The organism is Streptomyces sp. NPDC037401, from assembly GCF_055602345.1.
The window spans coordinates 42,616-63,465 of sequence record NZ_JBVJWO010000028.1; the positions used below are offsets into that span (position 1 = coordinate 42,616).

22 protein-coding genes are annotated in these 20,850 nt (G+C 75.0%); 12 read left to right on the top strand and 10 right to left on the bottom strand.

Features of this window, described 5'->3' with window-relative positions:
• Positions 1-37 precede the first annotated feature (37 nt).
• Complete coding sequence (locus ACZ7H1_RS26525; RefSeq protein WP_470790276.1) at positions 38-1,165, top strand: LacI family DNA-binding transcriptional regulator; 1,128 nt, start codon at positions 38-40, stop codon at positions 1,163-1,165.
• Between the two features lie 228 nt (positions 1,166-1,393).
• Here the strand turns inward: ACZ7H1_RS26525 and ACZ7H1_RS26530 are convergent, their stop codons facing one another.
• Both ACZ7H1_RS26530 and ACZ7H1_RS26535 read right to left on the bottom strand, forming a co-directional pair.
• Complete coding sequence (locus ACZ7H1_RS26530; protein WP_470790277.1) at positions 1,394-2,440, bottom strand: PfkB family carbohydrate kinase; 1,047 nt, start codon at positions 2,438-2,440, stop codon at positions 1,394-1,396.
• The gene (locus tag ACZ7H1_RS26535) at positions 2,437-3,093 is read right to left on the bottom strand and encodes a bifunctional 4-hydroxy-2-oxoglutarate aldolase/2-dehydro-3-deoxy-phosphogluconate aldolase (RefSeq protein WP_470790278.1); all 657 of its coding nucleotides are present in this window, start codon (positions 3,091-3,093) and stop codon (positions 2,437-2,439) included. The genes ACZ7H1_RS26530 and ACZ7H1_RS26535 overlap by 4 nt, the downstream gene beginning before the upstream one ends.
• A gap of 90 nt (positions 3,094-3,183) precedes the next feature.
• Here ACZ7H1_RS26535 and ACZ7H1_RS26540 point away from each other — a divergent pair, with 90 nt between their 5' ends.
• Positions 3,184-4,002 carry an IclR family transcriptional regulator gene (locus ACZ7H1_RS26540; protein WP_470790279.1) on the top strand — a complete coding sequence of 273 codons (819 nt, stop codon included), beginning with the start codon at positions 3,184-3,186 and terminating at the stop codon, positions 4,000-4,002.
• A gap of 18 nt (positions 4,003-4,020) precedes the next feature.
• On the opposite strand, the gene ACZ7H1_RS26545 is transcribed toward ACZ7H1_RS26540, so the two are convergent.
• On the bottom strand, positions 4,021-4,995 hold the full coding sequence (locus tag ACZ7H1_RS26545) for a GlxA family transcriptional regulator (RefSeq protein ID WP_470790280.1): 975 nt from the start codon (positions 4,993-4,995) through the stop codon (positions 4,021-4,023).
• A 71-nt stretch (positions 4,996-5,066) separates the two neighbouring features.
• Here ACZ7H1_RS26545 and ACZ7H1_RS26550 point away from each other — a divergent pair, with 71 nt between their 5' ends.
• On the top strand, positions 5,067-5,666 hold the full coding sequence (locus ACZ7H1_RS26550) for a cysteine hydrolase family protein (protein ID WP_470790281.1): 600 nt from the start codon (positions 5,067-5,069) through the stop codon (positions 5,664-5,666).
• A gap of 28 nt (positions 5,667-5,694) precedes the next feature.
• On the opposite strand, the gene ACZ7H1_RS26555 is transcribed toward ACZ7H1_RS26550, so the two are convergent.
• Positions 5,695-6,651 (bottom strand): LysR family transcriptional regulator, encoded by a 957-nt coding sequence (locus ACZ7H1_RS26555; protein WP_470790282.1) that lies wholly within the window; start codon positions 6,649-6,651, stop codon positions 5,695-5,697.
• Between the two features lie 71 nt (positions 6,652-6,722).
• On the opposite strand from ACZ7H1_RS26555, the gene ACZ7H1_RS26560 reads away from it, so the two are divergent.
• On the top strand, positions 6,723-7,634 hold the full coding sequence (locus ACZ7H1_RS26560) for a dihydrodipicolinate synthase family protein (protein WP_470790283.1): 912 nt from the start codon (positions 6,723-6,725) through the stop codon (positions 7,632-7,634).
• Between the two features lie 50 nt (positions 7,635-7,684).
• On the opposite strand, the gene ACZ7H1_RS26565 is transcribed toward ACZ7H1_RS26560, so the two are convergent.
• Positions 7,685-8,275, bottom strand: coding sequence for a helix-turn-helix domain-containing protein (locus ACZ7H1_RS26565; RefSeq protein ID WP_470790284.1), 591 nt, complete (start codon positions 8,273-8,275; stop codon positions 7,685-7,687).
• Between the two features lie 77 nt (positions 8,276-8,352).
• Here ACZ7H1_RS26565 and ACZ7H1_RS26570 point away from each other — a divergent pair, with 77 nt between their 5' ends.
• Both ACZ7H1_RS26570 and ACZ7H1_RS26575 read left to right on the top strand, forming a co-directional pair.
• Positions 8,353-9,333 carry a class I SAM-dependent methyltransferase gene (locus ACZ7H1_RS26570; protein ID WP_470790285.1) on the top strand — a complete coding sequence of 327 codons (981 nt, stop codon included), beginning with the start codon at positions 8,353-8,355 and terminating at the stop codon, positions 9,331-9,333.
• A 40-nt stretch (positions 9,334-9,373) separates the two neighbouring features.
• Positions 9,374-10,909, top strand: a complete 1,536-nt coding sequence (locus ACZ7H1_RS26575; RefSeq protein ID WP_470790286.1) for an MFS transporter — start codon at positions 9,374-9,376, stop codon at positions 10,907-10,909.
• On the opposite strand, the gene ACZ7H1_RS26580 is transcribed toward ACZ7H1_RS26575, so the two are convergent.
• The gene (locus ACZ7H1_RS26580; RefSeq protein WP_470790287.1) at positions 10,878-11,366 is read right to left on the bottom strand and encodes a MarR family winged helix-turn-helix transcriptional regulator; all 489 of its coding nucleotides are present in this window, start codon (positions 11,364-11,366) and stop codon (positions 10,878-10,880) included. The genes ACZ7H1_RS26575 and ACZ7H1_RS26580 overlap by 32 nt on opposite strands.
• 125 nt (positions 11,367-11,491) lie before the next feature.
• Between ACZ7H1_RS26580 and ACZ7H1_RS26585 the strand changes: the two genes are divergently transcribed.
• Positions 11,492-11,905, top strand: a complete 414-nt coding sequence (locus ACZ7H1_RS26585) for an organic hydroperoxide resistance protein (RefSeq protein ID WP_470790288.1) — start codon at positions 11,492-11,494, stop codon at positions 11,903-11,905.
• 80 nt (positions 11,906-11,985) lie between these two features.
• Here ACZ7H1_RS26585 and ACZ7H1_RS26590 read toward each other — a convergent pair whose 3' ends face one another.
• Positions 11,986-13,512: an ATP-dependent DNA ligase gene (locus tag ACZ7H1_RS26590; RefSeq protein WP_470790289.1), complete on the bottom strand. Its 1,527-nt coding sequence runs from the start codon at positions 13,510-13,512 to the stop codon at positions 11,986-11,988.
• A 74-nt stretch (positions 13,513-13,586) separates the two neighbouring features.
• On the opposite strand from ACZ7H1_RS26590, the gene ACZ7H1_RS26595 reads away from it, so the two are divergent.
• The gene (locus ACZ7H1_RS26595) at positions 13,587-15,224 is read left to right on the top strand and encodes an MFS transporter (RefSeq protein ID WP_470790290.1); all 1,638 of its coding nucleotides are present in this window, start codon (positions 13,587-13,589) and stop codon (positions 15,222-15,224) included.
• A gap of 90 nt (positions 15,225-15,314) precedes the next feature.
• Here the strand turns inward: ACZ7H1_RS26595 and ACZ7H1_RS26600 are convergent, their stop codons facing one another.
• A complete protein-coding gene (locus ACZ7H1_RS26600) occupies positions 15,315-16,316 on the bottom strand; it encodes a hypothetical protein (protein ID WP_470790291.1) in 1,002 nt (333 codons plus the stop codon).
• Between the two features lie 223 nt (positions 16,317-16,539).
• Between ACZ7H1_RS26600 and ACZ7H1_RS26605 the strand changes: the two genes are divergently transcribed.
• From ACZ7H1_RS26605 to ACZ7H1_RS26615, 3 genes are all read left to right on the top strand, one after another.
• Positions 16,540-17,622: a S66 family peptidase gene (locus ACZ7H1_RS26605; protein ID WP_470790292.1), complete on the top strand. Its 1,083-nt coding sequence runs from the start codon at positions 16,540-16,542 to the stop codon at positions 17,620-17,622.
• Entirely contained in the window at positions 17,619-17,846 is a 228-nt protein-coding gene (locus tag ACZ7H1_RS26610) for an ATP-grasp domain-containing protein (protein WP_470790293.1), read from the top strand. The genes ACZ7H1_RS26605 and ACZ7H1_RS26610 overlap by 4 nt, the downstream gene beginning before the upstream one ends.
• A 174-nt stretch (positions 17,847-18,020) precedes the next feature.
• On the top strand, positions 18,021-18,446 hold the full coding sequence (locus tag ACZ7H1_RS26615; protein ID WP_470790294.1) for a peptidase inhibitor family I36 protein: 426 nt from the start codon (positions 18,021-18,023) through the stop codon (positions 18,444-18,446).
• Here the strand turns inward: ACZ7H1_RS26615 and ACZ7H1_RS26620 are convergent.
• Positions 18,436-19,260 (bottom strand): helix-turn-helix domain-containing protein, encoded by an 825-nt coding sequence (locus tag ACZ7H1_RS26620; RefSeq protein ID WP_470790295.1) that lies wholly within the window; start codon positions 19,258-19,260, stop codon positions 18,436-18,438. The two genes, ACZ7H1_RS26615 and ACZ7H1_RS26620, sit on opposite strands and share 11 nt — an antisense overlap.
• Before the next feature lie 288 nt (positions 19,261-19,548).
• On the opposite strand from ACZ7H1_RS26620, the gene ACZ7H1_RS26625 reads away from it, so the two are divergent.
• Positions 19,549-20,253 (top strand): hypothetical protein, encoded by a 705-nt coding sequence (locus tag ACZ7H1_RS26625; protein ID WP_470790296.1) that lies wholly within the window; start codon positions 19,549-19,551, stop codon positions 20,251-20,253.
• A gap of 37 nt (positions 20,254-20,290) precedes the next feature.
• On the opposite strand, the gene ACZ7H1_RS26630 is transcribed toward ACZ7H1_RS26625, so the two are convergent.
• A complete protein-coding gene (locus ACZ7H1_RS26630; RefSeq protein ID WP_470790297.1) occupies positions 20,291-20,482 on the bottom strand; it encodes a hypothetical protein in 192 nt (63 codons plus the stop codon).
• Positions 20,483-20,850 lie beyond the last annotated feature (368 nt).

Below are 20,850 nucleotides of genomic sequence, written 5' to 3' on the forward strand. Positions count from 1 at the left end.
AGGGACGACAGGGACACACAGAACACAGGGGGACTCCGTGAGACTCCACGTCGACCAACGGCAGGCCCGCGTACTGGCACTCGTCCGCGAGCGCGGCAGCCTGCGCGTCTCCGAACTGGCCCGGGAGCTGGGCGTGTCGGCCGTCACGCTGCGCCGGGACATCGAGGCCATGGCGGCCCGCGGCGAGGTGCTGCGGCTGCACGGCGTGGTGAGCCGGGCGGAACCGGCCCGGGGCGCACCGCCCGCCCCCGCCGCCCGGGACCACGCACCCGGCCCGGCGGGGGCGGGCGGTGCGGCGGAGGGCCTGGTCGTCGGCATGGTGGTGCCGACCACGGACCACTACTACGCCGATGTGGTCCGCGGTGCGCGCGAGGCGGTCGAGGCCCGGGGAGCGCGGCTGACCGTGGGCCTGACGCGCTGCCTGCCCGGCGAGGACCGCACCCAGGCGGACCGCCTGCTCTCGACGGGCGCGGACGGGCTGCTGCTCACCCCGAACTGGGAGACGGGGTCGCCGGGCCCGGGCGAGGGTGCGTGGGCGGCGGCGCTCGACGCCCCGACGGTGCTCGTCGAGCGCTGGGCGCCGCCCGGCCACGCGGCGGCGGGACTGGACCGGGTGGTCTCGGACCACGCGTACGGGGCCGCCGAGGCGGTACGGCACCTGGCGGCGCTCGGCCACCGGCGGATCGCCCTGGCCAGCCGCGAGACGCCCGCGTCCGCGCGGCTGCGGTCCGGCTACGAGGCCGCCGTCGCGGCGCTCGGCCTGTCGCCCGCGCCCGCCTGGCCGACACCCGAACGCGCCCCGCTGTCCGAGGCGGACCGCTTCGCCCGCACCCTCGAGTACCTGTGCGAAGCGGTGACGAAGGACGGCGTGAGCGCCGCGCTGGTGCACAGCGACACCGACGCCATCATGCTCATTCCGCGACTCCAGGCCCGCGGGGTGCGGGTGCCGCAGGACCTCGCGGTGATCACGTACGACGACGAGGTGGCGGGGCTTGCGGACCTGCCGCTGTCGGCCGTGGCGCCCGCGAAGCACGAGGTCGGGGCGCGCGCCGCCGAACTACTGCTGGCCCGGATCGCGGCGGGCGCGCCCGGGGCTCCGGAGCTGCCCCGGCAGCATCTGGAGCTGTTGCCGCGGCTTGTCGTCCGTACCGCGCCCGCAGGCTGAGCGGGCCGGTTCGCCGGTCGGTTCGCCCGGTCGGTTCGTCTCGGCAGCCACGCCCCTGCCGCACACCGCTGTGCCGCAGGGGCGTTGTGCATTCACCTTTCGATCGTTTCGATCGAGTCATGCGCATATTGTGCGTTCTCTCTTGGCGGCGAGCGGGTCCGCGCGAAAGATGGGCGCAGTTCACCCCTCCAGCCGTTCGACGCCCGTCCCGGCCATCCGTAGGAGCCGTCAGCGCGTGGCCGTGCGGTGGGCGGCGGCCAGGGCCGCCGTGTCGGTGAAGGCAGGCACGCGGCCCGTGCCGCCGCGTCCGGAGACGGACAGGGACGCGGCCGCCGTGCCGTAGGCCACGGCGTCGGCGAGGGTGTCCCCGAGCGCGAGGCGGGCGGTGACCGTGCCCGTGAAGCAGTCCCCCGCGCCCGTCGCGTCGACCGGCTGCGGGTTGGCCGGGACGGGGACGCGGGCTGCGCGGGTGCCGTCGTGGAGCAGCAGCCGGTCCGCTCCGGCGGTGACGGCGACGGCCGCCGCCCCCAGCTCCAGGCAGCGCCCGGCCGCCGTGCCCGGGTCCGACGTGTCCAGCAGCGCCTGCGCGTCGGACGGGCAGGAGACCTTCACCAGTGCGGCGAGCGGCGCGATGCGCGCGAGGAGGCCACGGGCCGCGTCCCGGCCGGTGAGCCGGGACCGGAAGTTCGCGTCGTAGGTGAGACGGCCGCCCGCGGCGTGCACGGCGGACGCCGCGGCGAGCACCGCCGCACGGCCGTCCGGCGACAGGGCCCCGGTGACACCGCTGGTGATCAGGGACTTCGTACGGGTCAGCAGGGGGTGCCAGGAGTCGATGTGCGCGGCCGAGAGGGTGGAGCCGGCGCTGTGGGTGCGCCAGTAGACGAACTCCCGGTCGCCGTCGGTGTCGGCGGCGAGCAGGTAGGCGCCGTTGGGGCGCGGGGCCGTGCGCACCCGGGAGACGTCGATGCCGAGCCCGGCGGCGCGGGCCAGCAGGGGGCGGCTCAGCTCGTCGTCGCTCACCACCGCCAGCAGGGCGGTGCGCGCGCCCGCGGCAGCGGCGGCGGCCGCGGCGTTCAGGGCGTCGCCGGAGTACGAGATCCGGGCGGTGGTTCCGTTGGCGGCGTCGCGCAGCGGGGTGTCCGCGCGGATCTCGACGAGGACCTCGCCGAGCACGAGGACGTCGTAGCGGTCGGAGTCTTCCGTGTGTCCGGCGCGGGCGGGTCCGGAGCGGGCGGCTCCGGGCCGGGCGGGTCCGGGCCGGACCGCGGCGCTCACCGGGGCCCCTCACAGGGAGGGGACGGCAGGGCCAGGTCCGCGAAGACGGCGGCCAGTTGGGCCGGGTCGGCCGGAAGCCCCGAGCCGATGCCGACCGCGTCGGCGCCCGCATCGAGCCAGTCCCGTACCGCGCCGGGCCCGATGCCGCCGGTGGGGACGATCAGCGCCTGCGGGAGGACGGCCCGCAGGGAGCGCACGTACGCGGGGCCGACCGCGTGGGCCGGGAAGAGCTTGGCGGCGCCGTGCCGGGCCGCCGCGGCGAGCTCGCCCGGGGTCAGCCCGCCCTCGATGAGGACGGCCCCGCGCCGGGTGGCGGCCTCGCGGGCTCCGGGGGCGGGAAAGGGCGAGACGAGGAACGCCGCGCCCGCTTCCAGTGCACGCTCCGCCTGGTCCGCCGTCGTGACGGTGCCGACGCCGATCAGCGCGGTACGGCCGGCGGCGTCCCACAACGGCGCGGTCCGCGCAACGGCCTCCGCCCAGCCGGGGATCGAGGTCGTCAGCTCCACCGCCCGGCAGCCGGCGGCGAGGAAGCCTGCGGTGCGGGCGACCGCCTCGGCGGCGTCGGCACTGCGCAGCACCGGCAGCAGCCGCTGCGCGGCGATGACGGCGTACGGATGACAGGACCGGCACGGACGGTCCGGCGGACAGGACACGGCCCCTCCGCCCATTCGTTCCATGTAGTGGAACGATGTATCGTGTACCGGAACTTCCATGGCGGGACTGTACACAGAGCGGGAGATCGCGTGTCAACGGGCGGAGCGGACACGGCCGCCGGGGCGGACACCGGCGAGGCGGTGCCGGAGGGCGTACGCGGCGGGCGGACTTCGGCCGCGGGCAGCGCGCTGGAGAAGTCCCTGCGCATCCTGGAGGCCCTGGCCGCACCGGGCGGCCCGCACCGGCTGACCGAAGTGGCGGGGGCCGCCGCCGTGCCGAAATCGAGCACGCACCGGATCCTCGCCTCGCTCGTCGAGCAGGGCTACGCCCGCCCGGCGGGCGATTCCCGCTACGCGCCGGGGCCGCGGCTGCGCGCCCTGTCGGCGCTGGTCGGCGCGGGTGAGCCGGCGAGCGTCGGGGAGATCCTCGGCGAGCTCCAGCGGTCCACCGGACAGGCCGTGCACCTGGCCCTGCACACCGGCGAGACGATCACGTACATCCGCAAGCTGGAGGGCAGCCAGCCGTTCCGCACGGCCTCGCGGATCGGCATGCGGATGCCGCTGCACACCACAGCCATCGGCAAGAGCGTCCTCGCCGGGCTGCCGGCCGGCGAGGCCGACGCGCTGATCGCCGCCACCGGCCTGCCGGGCCGCACGCCCCGCTCCCTGACCGACCGGGAGGCCCTGCTCGCCGACCTGGCGGAGGTCCGAGCGCGCGGGTACGCCGTGGACGACGAGGAGAACGAACCCACCATCCGGTGCGTGGGCGCCGCCGTCCTCGGCCCCGACGGCCGTCCGGTCGGCGGGGTGAGCGTCACCACGGTCACCTTCCTCGTCCCGCGCGAGCAGCTGACCGACTTCGTCCCGGCCCTGCGCGCGGCGGCTGCCGCCCTGGCCCCGCTGCTCTGAAGCCGCCCCCGCCCCCCGTCAGCCCGCGCGGCCGCGGAACGTCCGCCGGTAGTCGCGCGGCGGGACGCCGGTCCGCCGGGTGAACGGCGGGCGCAGCGAGACCGCGGAGGCGAAGCCGCAGCGGACGGCGATCTCGTCCACCGGCAGGTCGGTCTCCTCCAGCAGGTGCTGGGCGGCCAGCACCCGCTGGTCCAGCAGCCAGCGCAGCGGGGTGGTCCCGGTGCCCTCGGTGAACCGGCGGGCGAAGGAGCGCTCCGACATCAGGGCGAGGGCGCCCATCGTGCGTACCGTCCACGGCTCGTCCAGCGCGGCGAGCACCTGCTCCCGCGCGCGGGCCAGCGGATCGGCCCGGTCGGCCGCCTCCGGTACCGGCGAGGGGATGAACTGCCCCTGGCCGCCCGCCCGGAAGGGGGCCGTGACCATGGCGCGGGCGATGGCGGCCGCGGCCTGCTGGCCGTGCCCGGAGCGCACCAGGTGCAGGCAGAGGTCGATGCCCGCGGCCACTCCGGCGGACGTCCAGATGCCCTGGTCGTCGGTGAAGAGCACCTCGGGCCGGACCCGGGCCTCGGGGTGGCGTCGGGCGAGCCGTTCGGCCAGGGACCAGTGGGTGGTGACGGTCCGTCCGTCCAGCAGCCCCGCCTCGCCGAGGACGAAGGCGCCCGCGCACAGGGACGCGAGCCGGATCCCGCGGGCGTGGACCTCGCGCAGCGCGTCGAGCACGGCGGGAGGGCGCTGTGCGGTCGGGTCCTCCACGCCGGGCACCAGGACCAGTTCACAGCCGAGGAGGGCGTCGAGCCCGTGGTCGGGGACCCGTTCCAGTCCCCCGCCGAGCCGGACCCGCTCCCCCTCGGGGCCGCAGACCCGCAGGTCGAAGCGGGGCGCGCCGAGGCCGGAGCTGCGGCGGGACCAGACCTCCCCGATGACTGCGTAGTCGAAGGCCCGTACCCCGTCGAAGACCAGGCAGCCCACGCTGCGGAACGCCGGAATGCTCATGGCGGGAATGTATCGATCGGCGGCGGTCCGGACGATCACGGGGCCCCGGACCGGCGTCCGAGGATGGAGCCATGACGAACACCAGCGCATTCGACGCACCTCTCACCCTCGACTCCGACGCCGTTCTCGTGATCGTCGACGTCCAGCAGGGCTTCGACGACGCGGCCTTCTGGGGGCCGCGGGACAACCCCGGCGCGGAGAAGAACATGGCCGCCGTGGCCGCCGCCTGGCAGGAGACCGGCCGGCCGGTCGTGATCGTGCAGCACGCCTCGCCGGACGGGCCGCTGGAGCCGGGCACCCCCGGACACGAGCTCAAGCCGGAGATCGCGGACGTGCGGGCGGACCTGAGGATCACCAAGACCGTCAACAGCGCCTTCTACGGCACCCCCGACCTGCACGCCTGGCTCCAGGAGCGGGGTGCCCGGCAGGTGGTGGTCATCGGCATCATGACCAACGTGTGCAACGAGACCACCGCGCGGATGGCCGGCAACCTCGGCTACGACGCCGTCTTCCCGATCGACGCGATGCACACCTTCGACATGGCGGGCCCGGACGGGACGACCGTAACGGCCGCCGAACTCGCCCGCGGTACGGCCGCCACGCTGCACACGATGCGGTTCGCGAAGGTCGTGACGACCGAGGCGGTGCTCGCCGCGGCCGCCACGGCCTGACCCGGACGGCTGCCCCGGGCCGCCGCGCTCACGGCGAGGCGAGCCCCGGCGGGACGGCGGCCCGCAGGGCCCCGGTGGCGGCCGCGACGGCCGGGTGGGCGGCGGCGCCGCTGCGGAAGGCGATCCGGGTGTGCCGCTGCATCGGCAGCCGGACGAGGGTGACTTCGGCTCCCGGCCCCGCGTACGGGTCCACCACTCCGAGCTGCGGCACCACCGCGACCCCCTGCCCGGCCGCGACCAGGGCCAGCACGGTGGCGAACTCGTCCACCTGGTGGCGGACCCGCGGGGTGAACCCGGCCGCCTGGCAGGCCCGTACGGTCATGGCATGGCACAGCGTGCCGGGCGTGGCGGTGATCCACGGGTCCTCGCGCCGCCGGGCGAGCGCGCCGCCGGGGGGAGGCGCGCCGTCCGTCTCCGGCCCGTCCGTCTCCGGCCCGTCCGTGCCGGGGCGGCCGGCCGGGGCGGCCAGGTACATGGACTCGCTGAACAGCTCCACGCTGGAGAGCCCCGGCTCCTCGGCGAAGGGGACGAAGTCGTACGCGTGGACCAGGGCCACGTCCAGTTCCCCGGCCCGCAGGGCGTTGCCCACGGCCGCCGGATCGGTCTCCGAGACCATCGGCTCCAGCCCCGGGTGGCGCGCCGTGAGCGCGGCGAGGGCGGCCGGGACGATGGCGCGGGTCGCGGTGGGGAAGGCGCCGATGCGCAGCGGGCCGGTCAGTCCGTTCCGGGCTCCGGCCAGTTCCGCGGCGGCCACTTCGAGGCGTTCGAGCACGGCCTCCGCGTGCCTGACGAGGTTCTCCCCCGCGGGGGTCAGGCGCACGCGCCTCCCGGTCCGTTCCAGCAGGGGCAGGCCGGCTTCGCGTTCCAGCGCGCTCAGCTGCTGGGAGACCGCCGAAGGCGTGAAGGCGAGGGCCTCGGCGACAGCGGCGATGGTGCCGCGCAGGGCGAGTTCGCGCAGCAGGCGCAGACGTCGGACTTCGAGCATCAGCCCAGCTTACGCATGAGGCAAGAAATGCGAACTGGACCTGAGCAGTGGGCGCCGGACACCCTCGGACCATGATTCGTGAACTCTCCCTGCACGGGATCCACGTACCACTCGTCACCCCCTTCGACACCTCCGGGAGGGTGGCGTACGGCGCACTCGAGACGCTCGCGCACGAGGTGCTCGACGCGGGCGCCGCCGGCATCGTCGCGCTGGGCACGACGGCCGAGGCGGCCACGCTCGACACGGCGGAGCGGGACGCGGTCGTCGGGATCTGCGCCCGCGTATGCGGGGAGCGGGGCGCGGTACTGCTCGCGGGGGCGGGGAGCAACGACACGCGGGCGGCGGAGGAGTCGCTGGCCCGGCTGGCCCGGTGGCCGCAGATCGCGGGGGCGCTGGTGACCGTACCGGCGTTCACCCGGCCGTCGCCCGCCGGGGTGGTCGCGCACTTCGCGCGCCTCGCCGAGGTCAGCCCGGTGCCGCTGGTCGTCTACCACATCCCGTACCGCACGGGGCTGGCGCTCGACGCGGCCACGCTGCGGACGGTGGGCGCGCTGCCGGGGGTGGCGGGGTGCAAGTACGCCGCGGGGCTGGACGAGCAGGCCGTCGGCCTGCTGGGCGACCTGCCGGACGGTTTCACGGTGCTGGCGGGGGACGACGTGTTCGCGGCGCCCCTGCTGGCGCTGGGGGCGGCGGGGGCCGTCCTGGCCTCCGCGCACCTGGCCACGGACCGGTTCGCGGAGCTCGCCGCGGCGTGGCGCGCGGGCGACGCCGGGCGGGCCCGCCCGCTCGGCCACGCCCTCGCCCGGCTCTCGGCCGCCCTTTTCACCGAGCCGAACCCGACGGTCGTCAAGGGCGTCCTGCACGCCCAGGGCCGCATCCCCACCGCGGACGTACGCCTGCCGCTGCTGCCGGCGGGCGAGGACTCGGTGGCCGCGGCGCTGAAGGCACTGGCCGCGCTCGACGGCGCCGTGCCGGTGTCCTGAGCGCGCGGGACCGGAAGCCACGGAACCGGAAGCCGCGGAACGCGGCACCGTCAGGTGCCGGGCTTCGCGCGGACGTGCATGCGCTCGCCCTGTCTGCCGAACAGGCTCAGCACCTCGACCGGCCGCCCGTCCGCGCTGCTGAACCAGTGGGGCAGCCGGGTGTCGAACTCCGCGGCCTCGCCCGGCCCGAGGACGAGATCGTGGTCGGCGAGGACGAGGCGCAGCCGCCCGTCCAGCACGTACAGCCACTCGTAGCCCTCGTGGGTGCGCAGCTCCGGCTCGGCGCCCCGGTCAGGGATGATCATCTTGTAGGCCTGGAGGGGGCCCGGGCCGCGGGTCAGGGGGACGGCCGTGCCGCCGTTCGGGAGCGCGCGGGGCGTCAGCCGCACCCGGGGGTCGCCGACTTCCGGCGCGCCCACGAGGTCGTCCAGGGGCACGCGGTACGCACTGGCGAGCGGCAGCAGCAGCTCGAGGCTCGGGCGGCGCTGTCCGGACTCCAGCCGGGACAGGGTGCTCTTGGAGATTCCGGTCGCCTCGGAGAGGGCCGCCAGGGTGAGGCCGCGCTGGTCCCGCAGCCGTCTGAGCCGGGGGGCGACCTCGTCGAGGACCGCTTGGTGGGGCGCCGTGGTCGGTGTGTCCATACGGGCATTCCACACGGCCGTCCCGGAAACGGCAACAGAAGTTGCCATCGCCGATGCGCGGGTCCACCCTCCTCGGCATGAACGCACACAGCGACTCCGGACCCGGCCACCGGCACCCGCAGGACCACGGGCACAAGCACGGGCAGGGCCACGGTCACGGTCACGGACACGGACACCAGCAGACGGACATCGACTGGGCCGTCATGGCCGACCAGCTGGAGCGGAACGGTGAACTCCAGCTCCCGGTCCTGCGCCGGACGGCCGCCCGCCTGCGGGAGCTGCTCGGCCCGGAGCGGGAGGTCCGGCGGATCCTCGACATCGGCAGCGGGCCGGGGGTGATGACCTGCGTACTGGCCGAGGCATTCCCGGCCGCCGAGGCGGTCGCCGTCGACGGCACGCCCGCGCTGCTGGACCGTACGCTGGCCCGCGCCGAGCGGCTCGGCCTCGGCGGCCGGGTGACCGTCCGGCACGCGGAGCTGCCCGAGGGCCTGACCGGAGGCGGGGGCGCCGGGGAGGGCGGCCTCGGCCCGGCGGACCTGGTCTGGAGCAGCAAGGTCGTACACCACCTCGGCGACCAGCAGGGCGCGCTGGACGCACTCGCCGCACTGCTGCGGCCCGGCGGGGTCCTCGCCGTCGCGGAGGGCGGTCTGCCGATGCGCTTCCTCCCGCGTGACATCGGGATCGGCCGGCCGGGCCTGCAGGCCCGGCTCGACGCCGTCCTGGAGGAATGGTTCGAGGTCATGCGGACCGAACTGCCCGACAGCACCGGCGTGGTCGAGGACTGGCCCGCGATGTTCGGCCGCGCCGGGCTCACGGGCGCCGGGAGCTTCACTCCCCTCCTCGACCTGCCGGCCCCGCTGGACGGGACGGCCCGCTCCTTCCTGCACGGCCATCTGGCCCGCGTGCGGGAGGCGATGAGCGAGGCCGTGGACGCGGACGACCGCAAGACCCTCGACGTCCTGCTGGACCCCGAGGCACCGGAGGGCATCCTGCGGCGGCCCGACGCCTTCCTGCTGTCGGCGACGACGGTCGTCACGGGCCTGCGGCCGGCGCGGTGACCGGGCCGGACACGCGGCCGCCGGAGCGCGGCGGCCACTCGTGAAGCAGCCTGGCGCCGGTCCGGCCGACGCGACGGAAGGACCGGCGGCGGGTCCGGCAGCCGGACCGGCGGAAGAACGGGCGGCCGGACCGGCGGCCGGGCCGGTGCGGCGGGCGCCCTCGGCCCGGTGGGCGCTCGCCGCCCTCTCGCTGTCGGTGCTGCTGTCCTCCCTGGGCACCAGCATCGCGAACGTCGGCCTGCCGGCCCTGGCGGAGGCGTTCGACGCCTCCTTCCAGGAAGTGCAGTGGGTCGTGCTCGCCTACCTGCTCGCCGTGACCGCGCTGATCGTGGGCGTCGGGCGGCTCGGTGACCTCACCGGCCGCCGACGGCTCCTGCTGGCGGGCATCTCCGTGTTCGCGGTGGCCTCGGTGCTGTGCGGCCTGGCGCCCTCCCTCGGACTGCTGGTTGCCGCCCGGGCCGCGCAGGGCCTCGGGGCGGCCGTGATGATGGCCCTCACCATGGCGTTCGTCGGCGAGACGGTCCCGAAGGACCGCACCGGGCGCGCGATGGGCCTGCTCGCCACCACGTCGGCGATCGGCACCGCGCTCGGTCCGTCGCTGGGCGGTCTGCTGATCGCGGGTCCCGGCTGGCGGGCGATCTTCCTCGTCATCGCGCCGCCGGGCATCGCGGCCCTCTTCCTCGCGTACCGGTACCTGCCCGTCGACCGGCGGGACCCCGGCACCGGCCGGGCCCGCTTCGACACCGCGGGCACGCTGCTGCTCGCGCTGACGCTCGCCGCGTACGCACTCGCCATGACGGCCGGGCACGGCGGATTCGGGCGGCTCAACGCCTCCCTGCTGGCGGTCGCCGCGCTGGGACTCGCCCTGTTCCTCCGCGCCGAGGCGCGGGCGGCCTCGCCGCTGGTCCGGTGGGCGGTGGTCCGGGATCCCGTACTGGCGGCGGGTCTGGCCATGAGCGCACTCGTCTCGACCGTCCTGATGGCCACGCTGGTGGTCGGGCCGTTCTACCTCTCCGGCGCGCTCGGGCTCGACGACGCGCTCGTCGGACTGGTCCTGGCGGCCGGTCCGCTGGTCGCCGCGCTGACGGGGGTGCCGGCCGGGCGGCTCGCCGACCGCTTCGGCACGCAGCGGACGACCGTCGCCGGGCTCGGCGCGACGGCTGCGGGCTGTCTGCTGCTGTCCGCGGTGTCGCTGGCGTCCGGCGTCCTCGGCTACCTCGGCGCCATCGCGGTCGTCACCGCCGGGTACGCGGTGTTCCAGACGGCCAACAACACCGCGGTCATGTCGGACGTGCCCCCCGGTCAGCGGGGTGTCGTATCCGGCCTGCTCCATCTGTCGCGCAACCTCGGGCTCGTCACGGGGACGGCCGTCATGGGCGCCGTCTTCGCCGTCGCCTCGACGGCGGGCGACGTGACGACGGCGCGCCCCGAGGCGGTCGCCGCCGGCATGCGCGGGACGTTCGCGGTCGCGTCGGTCCTGATCGTGCTCGCCCTCGTCCTCGCGACGGCCGTCCCTGCCCGGCTCGCGGCGTACGTCGCGTACGTCAGGAGACGGATCCGGACTCGGCGGCCGTAGCCGCGTCCAGGGCCCGGGTCAGGTCGTCCAGGCGGGTCTGGAGGTCGCGGATCTCGGCCAGGCCGAAGCCGGTCGCGGCGGCGATCCGGCGCGGGACCTCCGCGGCCCGGGTGCGCAGGGCGGCGCCCTGCTCCGTGAGGGAGATGCGGACCGAGCGCTCGTCCTCCGCACTGCGTTCGCGGTGGACCAGCCCTGCCGCCTCCAGGCGCTTGAGGAGCGGGGAGAGCGTTCCGGAGTCGAGGCGCAGGCGGTGGCCCAGCTCCTTGACCGGCAGGGTCCCGTGCTCCCACAGCACCATCATCACCAGGTACTGGGGGTAGGTCAGGCCGAGGTCCTTCAGTACGACGCGGTAGAGCCCGCCGAAGGAGCGGGTGGCGGCGTTCAGGGAAAAGCAGATCTGGCCGTCGAGGCGCAGGAAGTCCTCGTCGGGGCCGGTTCCGCCGGGGTTCTCGGTCATGGGCCAAGGATAACCCCGCGAGCCATTGAGTTGTGCACAACTTAATTGTGTGCTCTATTAGTGGGGCGGCGCCGACCCCGCCGCCCGGGAACCAACCCCGCATCACCGCGAGAGGAACGCCTCCGATGGACGCTCTGTACACCGCTGTCGCCACCGCCAACGGCCGTGAAGGCCGCGCCGTCAGCTCCGACGGCCAGATCGACCTTGCCCTGGCGATGCCCCCGGCCCTCGGCGGCAACGGCCAGGGCACCAACCCCGAGCAGCTCTTCGCCGCCGGGTACGCGGCCTGCTTCGCCAGCGCCCTCGGCCTCGTCGGCCGCCAGGCCCGGGTCGACACCGGCGAGGTGTCCGTCACCGCCGAGGCCTCCATCGGCAAGGACACCGACGGCGGCTTCGCCCTCGCCGTCACCCTGCGCGTCGAGCTGCCCGAGGCGCTCCTCAACGAGGAAGGCCGCCTGCTGGTCAAGAAGGCCCACGAGGTCTGCCCCTACTCCAAGGCCACGCGCGGCAACATCCCCGTCGAGCTCGTCGTCGAGTAGCTCGTCCGAGCAGGCGCCCAGACCGTCCGGGCAGTCGACGGGCCCCAGCGGCCCGGGGCTCCCCCGGCCGTCTCCCCGGCTCAGGCGGAGGCCAGCACCGTTTCGACGGTGTCGGCCTCCGCCGCCGTTTTGTCGGGGCGGTACCGGACCACCCGGGCGAACCGGAGGGTGACGCCGGCCGGATAGCGGGTGGAGCGCTGGAGTCCGTCGTACGCGATCTCGACGACGAGGCCGGGGCGGACGTGCACCGTGAAGCCGTCGTCGGACACGGCCAGTTCGCGCAGCCGCGCGGTCTGGTCGCGCAGCATCTCGTCGGTGAGGCCCTTGAAGGTCTTGCCGAGCATCACGAAGCCGCCGCCGGCGGAGCGGGCGCCCAGGTGCAGGTTGGACAGGTAGCCGGTGCGCCGGCCGTGGCCCCACTCGGCGGCGAGGACCACCAGGTCCAGCGTGTGCACCGGCTTGACCTTGAGCCAGGCACGCCCGCGCCGGCCCGCCGTGTACGGCGAGTCCAGCGCCTTGACCACGACGCCCTCCTGGCCCCTGCGCAGCGCCTCGGACCAGAACTCCTGCGCTTGTGCGGCCTGCGCCTGCGGGTCGGTGACCGCCATGCGCCGCACCCGCGCCTCCTGCGGGACCAGCCGGTCCAGGGCGAGGTGCCGCTCCCGCAGCGGCAGGTCCAGCAGCTCCACTCCGTCGGCGGCCAGGACGTCGAAGAAGGCCGGGGACAGCGGCAGCGTCTCGCGCGCCGCCCCCACGTCCAGCCGGGATCCCACCCGGCTCGCCACGTCCTGGAAGGACACCGGCCGGCCCGCGCCGTCCAGGGCGATCACCTCGCCGTCCAGGATCAGGTCACCGCCCGGCAGGGCTGCCGCCAGGGCCGCGACCTCGGGCAGCCGCCCGGTGATCTCGTCCAGCGAGCGGGTGTACACCCGGACCTCGCCCGCCGTGCGGTGGACCTGGACCCGGATCCCGTCGAGCTTCTCCTCGACGCTGCACGGCCCCAGCGTCTCCAGCGCCTCGGCCACCGACTTCGCGGTGTGCGCGAGCATCGGCTGCACCGGCCGGCCCACCCGCAGCGTGAACCGGTCGAGGGCCGCCGGCCCCCCGGCCAGCACGGCGCGGGCCACCGCGGGCAGCGCACCGGCCAGCATCACCGCCCGCCGCAGGTCGGCAGCGGGTACCCCGGCCGCCGCGGCCACGCCCTCCAGGGCGGCGGCGTCGAGCGCACCCTGGCGCACCTCGCCCGAGATCAGCCGGCGCAGGAAATCCTGCTCGGGCCCGGTCGCGGCGCCCAGCAGCCCGTCCAGCAGCCGACGGCGCGCGGCCTGCGCGCCCGCGCCGGAGACCCCGGCGAGCGCCGTCAGGGCCGCGTCCACCGCACCGACCGTCAGCGTCGGCCGGTCGGCCGCGGGCACCGGCGCGCCGAGCAGCCGCCAGCCGACACCGAGCCGGCCCTGCGGCGGCCGGCCCGCAAGGTACGCGATGACCAGGCCCGCGTCATCGGCGGGAGCGGACCGGAACAGGTCCGCCAGCAGGGCGGTCTTCCGGGACCGGGCGGCGGTTTCCGACACCTCCCGGGACACCCGCGCCACGTCGGCGAGCAGCATGCCGCCATCCTCCCTCCGGGGACCGGCCGCCGCACGCAGTGGCCGTTTCGCAGCGGCGCGGGCAGCCTGAATCCATGGAGCCGCCGGAAGCACCCGGGCCACGGGCAGACCAGCCGGAGCCGGACCGCGCCCACGGACCCCCGTCCCCGTCAGCGCCGCCCCCGTCACCGCCCCCGTCAGCGCCGCCGCCAAGGCCGGAGGCCGCGCCGGAGCAGGACGTCACGCCGGGCCGGGCGCCGGACGGCGAGGTGCGGCTCGCCACCGCCCAGGGCCGCTGGCTGCTGCTGACGACCGTGCTCGGCTCCACCATGGCCCTGCTCGACTCGACCGTGGTGAGCGTCGCCCTGCCCAGGATCGGGCGCGATCTCGGCGCCGGCCTCGGCGCCCTCCAGTGGACCGTCAACGCGTACATGCTCACGCTGGCGGGCCTGATCCTGGTCGGCGGCGCGCTCGGCGACCGGTACGGGCGGCGGCGGATCTTCGTCCTCGGCGTGGTGTGGTTCGCGATCGGATCGCTGCTGTGCGGCATCGCCCCCAACGCCGCCGTGCTGATCGGGGCCCGCGCGCTCCAGGGCGTCGGCGGCGCGCTGCTCACCCCCGGCTCCCTCGCGCTGATCCAGGCCTCGCTGCGCCCCGACGACCGGGCCCGCGCGGTGGGACTGTGGTCGGGCTTCGGCGGGGTGGGCGCCGCGGTCGGCCCGTTCCTCGGCGGCTGGCTGGTCGACGGGCCGGGCTGGCGGTGGGTGTTCCTGCTCAACGTGCCGCTCGCCGCGCTGTGCGTGCCGGTGGCGCTGCGGCACGTACCGGAATCACGCGATCCGCAGGCGCACGGGCGGTTCGACCTCCTCGGGGCGGCGCTGGGCGCGACCGCGCTCGGGCTGCTGACGTACGCGCTGATCGAGGCGCGGTCCGGCGCGCCCGCGGTCTACGCGGCCGCGGCTGTGGGACTCGTGCTGGCGGCTGTGTTCGTCGTCGTCGAGCAGCGCCGCCGCGATCCGATGGTCCCGCCGGACATCTTCGGCTCACGGCAGTTCACGGCCGTCAACCTGGTCACCCTGTGCGTCTACGCGGCCTTCGGCGGGTTCTTCTTCCTGGCCGTGCTCCAGCTCCAGGTGGTGGCCGGCTGGTCGGCGCTGGGCTCCGGGGCCGCCCTGCTGCCGGCGACCGTGCTGATGCTGCTGCTGTCGGCCCGCTCCGGTGAGCTCGGAGAGCGGATCGGGCCGCGGATCCCGCTGACCGTGGGCCCGCTGCTGTGTGCGGCGGGGATGCTGCTGATGCTGCGCGCCGGGCCGGAGGCGTCGTACGTGCGGGACGTTCTGCCGGCCATGCTCGTGCTGGGGCTGGGGATGGTGACGCTGGTGGCGCCGCTGACGGCGACCGTGCTCGCCTCGGTGCCGGTGGAGCGGGCCGGGCTGGCGAGCGGGATCAACAACGCCGCCGCGCGGGCGGCCGGGCTCCTGGCGGTCGCGGCGCTGCCGCTGCTGGCGGGGATGAGCCAGGACGCTTACCGCTCGGCGGCGGAGTTCGACACGGCATTCCGGCGGGCGATGGTCTGGTGTGCCGGGCTGCTGGTACTGGGTTCCCTGCTGGCCTGGGCGACCGTACGCAATCCCGGCTCCGGGGCGTGCCACCCGCAGTGCCGCACCCACTGCACGATGGCGTCTCCCCCGCTGGAGCCGCCGCCCGACCGGCCCGGCGGACGCGACCGGTAGCGAGCCCGCCGGGCCCGGTGACGCGCGCGGTCCGCTCCGGCCCCGCGCCGCGCCGGGGCTGCGGGGCAGGGGGCCGGGCGGCCGGTGGGATCAGTGCGCCCAGGGCGCCATCGGGTACCAGATCAGGTCGCGGCGGGCCAGGATGCGGACGTCCCAGTAGAGGAGCATGAAGACGCCCGCGGCGATGAAGGACGCGGCCATGACGGCCGAGATCCGGCTCGGCTTGGCCGTCAGCCAGCGGTTGAGCCGGTCGCCGAAGAGCGCGGCCACGATCAGGAACAGCACCGCGACGATCACGATGTTCCCGAGCGCCTGGAGGCTGAACGCCACGGCTCCGTACAGGATGTTGTGGCTTTCGGCGGCGTCCCGGAACAGCTGGCGGAACAGGCCGAACGGCCGGCCCAGCAGGAAGGCGCCGATGAGCGCGCCCATGAACACCATCGGCGCGTTCGGGAACCGGGCGGCGAGGCGGGCGAGCGGGTCGCGCGCGAGACCCGCGGCGGCCAGGCCCAGGTAGGTCATGAGCAGACCGAGGAGACCGTAGACGACCATGGCCTGGATCAGGCGGGGCGAGAAGCCGGAACTCGCTCCGCCGGTCGACTCCTGGAACTGCGGCATGCCGGTGCCGACGAGGGCCACCACCACCCCGTACGCGGCGGAGACGGCGATCGCGCCGACCGCCAGCCAGCCGAGCGGGCGGAGCATCTGGGCCATCCGGCCCCGGCGGGTCTGGACCTGCCCGGCCAGCGGGGCCATCGCGCTGAACACGGCTATGTTGCAGGCCGTGAAGGTGCCGGCGACACCGGTGGCCAGGGCGAAGGCGATACCGGCCAGGGCGCCGGTGATCGGGGCGTCCTTGGCCTCGTGCCCGAGCAGGGCGCTGGAGACGTTGCCGCCGATGGTCTTGTCGACGAACTCCGCCGACCAGATCACGGTCAGGGCGAAGCCGAACAGCGCCCCGAGCACGAGCACGAGCGCCCGCCTGCGCGGGGCGTGACCGTTGAAGAACATCGAGGTCGGACGTGGTGCGGTGGACCCGGTTCCGGAGGCGGTGCGCCGTTCGGTGGCAGAGCTGTTCGCGAGCTGAGTCATGGGATCCTCTCGCCGAGGCGTGGGTCGGGGGTTCGGCCGCGCACGCGGTCGCGTACGTCGGGGGGTGCGCCGTGCCAGGGGCGAGGTTAAGGGCCTGCGGCGCCTCACACGGCGTACTCGCCAATGTCGGCGCAAAACCCGAGAGTCCATCCGGATTTCGCCCCTGGCACGTGCCGGGGGCGAGGCCCCGGCGCGGTCCCGGGGCACCCCATAGGCTCGGCCCATGACCTCACCTGCGAACCGTGCGACCCCTGCCCCTGCCCCGCACCCCGCGTATCCGCCCAAGCCCGTCCCCGGCGACCGCATCGCCGTCGTCTCGCCGTCCTCCGGCCTGGCGGGCGTCCTCCCCCTGCCGTACGAGCTGGGACTGCTCCGGCTCAAGGAGGAGTTCGGTCTGGAACCGGTGGAGTACCCGACCACGCGGAAGATGGGCTCGACCCCGCAGGAGCGGGCCGACGACCTCCACGCGGCCTTCGCCGACCCGACCGTGAAGGCGGTCATGGCCACCATCGGCGGCGACGACCAGATCACGGTATTGCCGCTGCTGGACAGGGAGTTGATCCGCGCGAACCCGAAGCCGTTCTTCGGGTACAGCGACAACACCAACCTGCTGCTCTTCCTGCGGAACCTCGGCATCGTGGCCTACCACGGCGCGAGCGTGATGACCGAGCTGGGACGCCCGTACGCGCTGGACCCGCTGACCGCGGACTCGCTGCGCGCGGCGCTGTTCACCCACGGCCCGTACGAGCTGCGCCCGGCGCCGCGCTACCGCGACACCGACCGCGACTGGGCCGATCCGGCCACGTTCGAGGCGGAGCCGGAGACCGAGCCCGCCGGCGGGTGGCTGTGGCACGGCCCGGAGCGCGTGGTCGAGGGGCGCGCGTGGGGCGGCAACCTGGAAATCCTGGCCTGGATGCTGATGGCCGACCGGGAGATCGCGCGCGACCCGGCGGAGTACGAGGGCGGGGTGCTGTTCCTGGAGACCTCGGAGGAACTGCCGAGCGCGGACGACGTCTTCCGGATCCTGCGCAACATGGGCGAACGCGGCCTGCTGGCCCGCTTCCCCGCCGTACTGGTGGCCCGGGCCAAGGCCTGGTCCCTCGACCGGCGCAACTCCCCGGAGGAAAAGCGCCGTTACGCCGAGGAGCAGCGCGCGGCCGTCCTGCGCGCCCTGGCCCCGTACGCGCCGGACGCCATGGTGGTCTTCGACGTGGACCTCGGCCACACCGACCCGCAGCAGGTCGTCCCGTGCGGCGGTCTGGTGCGCGTGGACGGGCCGGCCCGGCGGATCACGGTCACGTATTGACGCGAGGCGGGACCGAGCTGCTGCAGGCGGCAGCGGACACGCTTCCCGGTGCGGTGGTGGTGGACGTGGGGACGGTCGGCGGCGCGTGGGCGGTGATCGAGGCCAATGCCGCGTGGGCGAGCGGGATGTACGCGTCGGACCCGCAGCGGGTGCTCGACGTGGTGCTCCGGTCCGCCGGACCGGCCCCGGCGGACCGGGAAGCGGACAGGGCGTTCGTACGCTGAGCCCGCGCGCCCTGCACGGACTGCAAAGGAAGGCTGCGCTGTCCGCCAACGACCTGGACCACCCCTGTCCTGCAAGGTGGTGACAGCCCGAAAGAAGGGCTGCAAACGGGGGCCTGACCGGCCTCTCGCCATCAAAGACCTCAAAGGTCAGCAGAGATCAAAAAGGGGACGGACATGCGAAAGTCACTTGCCGCACTTGCGGTCGCCGCCACGGTCACCGCGGTCGTCGCCGGGGGGACGACGGCCGCGAGCGCACAGACCCGGATCGTCAAGGACGCCACCGTGGCCGGGCTGTACCACGTGAGCGGGGAGAACGCCGGCGCCCTCGCCTACGACAACTGCCTGAACGGCCAGACCTGCTTCTTCCAGTACACCGGGGGCGGCGGCATCCTCTGGGTCGTGCCGACCTGCGGGCACAACAAGGTGCCGAGCGCCTTCAACGACAAGGCCAGCTCCGCGTGGAACAAGGGCGGCGGCTCGGCCGACCTATTCTACAACACCAACTACACCGGGTTCCTGGGCAACTTGCCCTGGGGCTTCAAGGGCGACCTCCGCGCCGACCACCAGGACCGGCTGAGCTCCCTCGTCGTCAACTGCTGAGACGCCCGGCGCGGAACTCGCTCGCGGTCAGCCCGTACTCGGCCCGGAAGGCCCGGCTGAAGGCAGCCGGGCCGGTGAATCCCGACCGGGCCGCGATGACGTGGATGGGCACGTCCGACTGGCCGCCGTCGGCGAGGTCGGCGCGGCAGCGCCGCAGCCGGGCGTCGCGGATGGCGGCGGCCACGGTCCGCTCACGCTCGCGGAACAGCCCGTGCAGCGTCCGTACGGAGATGTGGTGGTGCTCCGCGACCGAGGTCGGCGACAGTCCGGGGTCGCCGAGGTGGGCGTCGATGTACGACTCGATGCGGCTGCGCAGGATCCGGTGGCGGGACTCGGCCGGCAAGCGCTCCCGTAGGCCCGCGTGGTGGGCGAGGAGGGCCGCGGCCAGTTCCCGGGTCACCCGGCCCAGCCGTGCGGCGTCCGGCTCCGACAGTGCCGGAGCCTCCCGGACGAGGCTGCTCAGGAAGCGGGCGAGCAGCCCGCCGATGCCGCTGCGGCCCGGCATGCTGGTCGCCAGCAGCCGGTCCACGCTGCTGTGCGGCAGGGGCAGTTCGGTGCGCGGCAGGTGCAGCACGATGGCGCGGGAGGGGCTGCCGCCGGACCGGTCCAGGCCGTGCCAGTCGAGGGGCAGCGCGGTGTTCCAGAGCACGAGGTCGCCCGCCGTCACCTCGGTTTCGTTCCTGGCCTGCGCGATCCACACCCCGCCGTCCTGGATCAGCGCCAGCTCGTAGCCGTCCGGGCCGGACCGGCCGGCCTCGGCGGCCGCCGGGAAGGCTGGCGTGGCCACGCGCACCGCGGACACCGTGCATCCCATGGATCTCCCCCTCCCTCACGGGTGTTCGCCGAGGCATCACTATGCGGGGGTTGCGGGGCTGTGTGCGGGTCTGCACCGGTTCACGCCCGGCTTCCGACCGCCATTCGCCCGGAAGGCGCGGGGAGGGGGCAGGAAGGGGGAGGGAAGGCGCAGGGAAGGCCCAGGGAGACGTCCGGGCAGGCCATGTCCCGCCGGAGGTACCGGAACCCGGCCCCGGAACCGGTGGATGACCGCGCACGTCGGATCTCCGGCGCCCGCTCCGGGCGACCGCAGCCAAGGGGGACCGACATGCGCAACTCAGCAGGATCCGGCGGCCTGCCCGTCCGTACGACCGCCCGCACGGCCCGTACGGCCGCCGCAGCCGTGCTGCTCGCCGCCACGGCCGCCTGCAGCGGAGCAGTGACCGCGCAGCCCGCCGACGAACGGCCCGTCATCGAGCAGCCCGTCACCGACCGGCCCGCCCCGGTTCGTGACGCCGGGCCCTGCCCGGCCCCGGAGGACTGGCGCAACGCTCCGGAGCCGACCAAGGTCGAGGGCACCCCCGCGAACACCCCGGAGGCCGTGCGGCTCTCGCAGGCGGTGGGCACCCTCGGGGACGGCGCGTACGCCGATGTGTACGGAACGCACATCACGGACCATCCCGCCGGCCGGGTCGCGCTGTGCGTGACCGACCTGGAGCGCGGGCGGGCCCTGCTCGCGGCGGCCGCGAAGGCCGACCCGTCGGTGGACCCGGGACGCGCCGACCTCTACCGGAGCCGCTACACGCAGCGGGAGCTGGTCGTACACGTGCACCGGCTCATGGACATGAGCGGCGGCCGGCGCTTCCGCTTCCCCGTCCACACCGTGTCACCCGCCCCCGACGCGTCCGGCCTGGCGGTCGGCACCACCACCGGGGGCGTCGCGTCCGGGGAGTTCCGCGCCCAGCTCTCCGCGGCGGTCGGCGGCATCCCGGTGGTGGTGGTGCAGGACCGGCCCCAGCCGCAGCTGTACTGAGCCCCCGGGGGCGGCCGGGGCAAGGATCAGACCCTCGTCAGGGCAGGTAGCGCTCCACGGCCGCGCCGCCCTGTTCCTCGATGAGGCGCTTGGCGCGCTCGACCCGTTCCGGCGTCACGTCACGGCCCGATGCCATCACCAGGTCCTCGGGATCGAAGGGCCGCTCCCCGCCGCTGTACAGCCGGCGCGGCCGTGACGTCTCGTTCTTGCCCTCCGGCGCATCCTTCATGGCGATCGACCTCACTCATGCTCACGAGGAGAATTCCTTCCCCCGAGCGTAGACGGCACGGCCGTTATCAGCCACTCCCTTTGCCCGATTTCCTAGGGATTTGCCATCATTCGTCAATCATTAACCTGGACGTACTTTTCCGTAGCCTCGGCGCTCTACCGTCGGCCCATGAACATCGACTGGGGCGCACTGGCCGCCGTCTACTTCCTGAGCTTCACCGCCACCGTCGGGGCCATCACCCTGCTGGCCGTCGCGGGGGGGGGGGGGGGGGGGGGCGGCGGGGGGGGGGGGGCAGCCCCTCGACGGGCCACATGGCGGAACGTCTCTACAAACGCTAAGGACCTCCGGGTTCCGACTCAGGCGGCGAG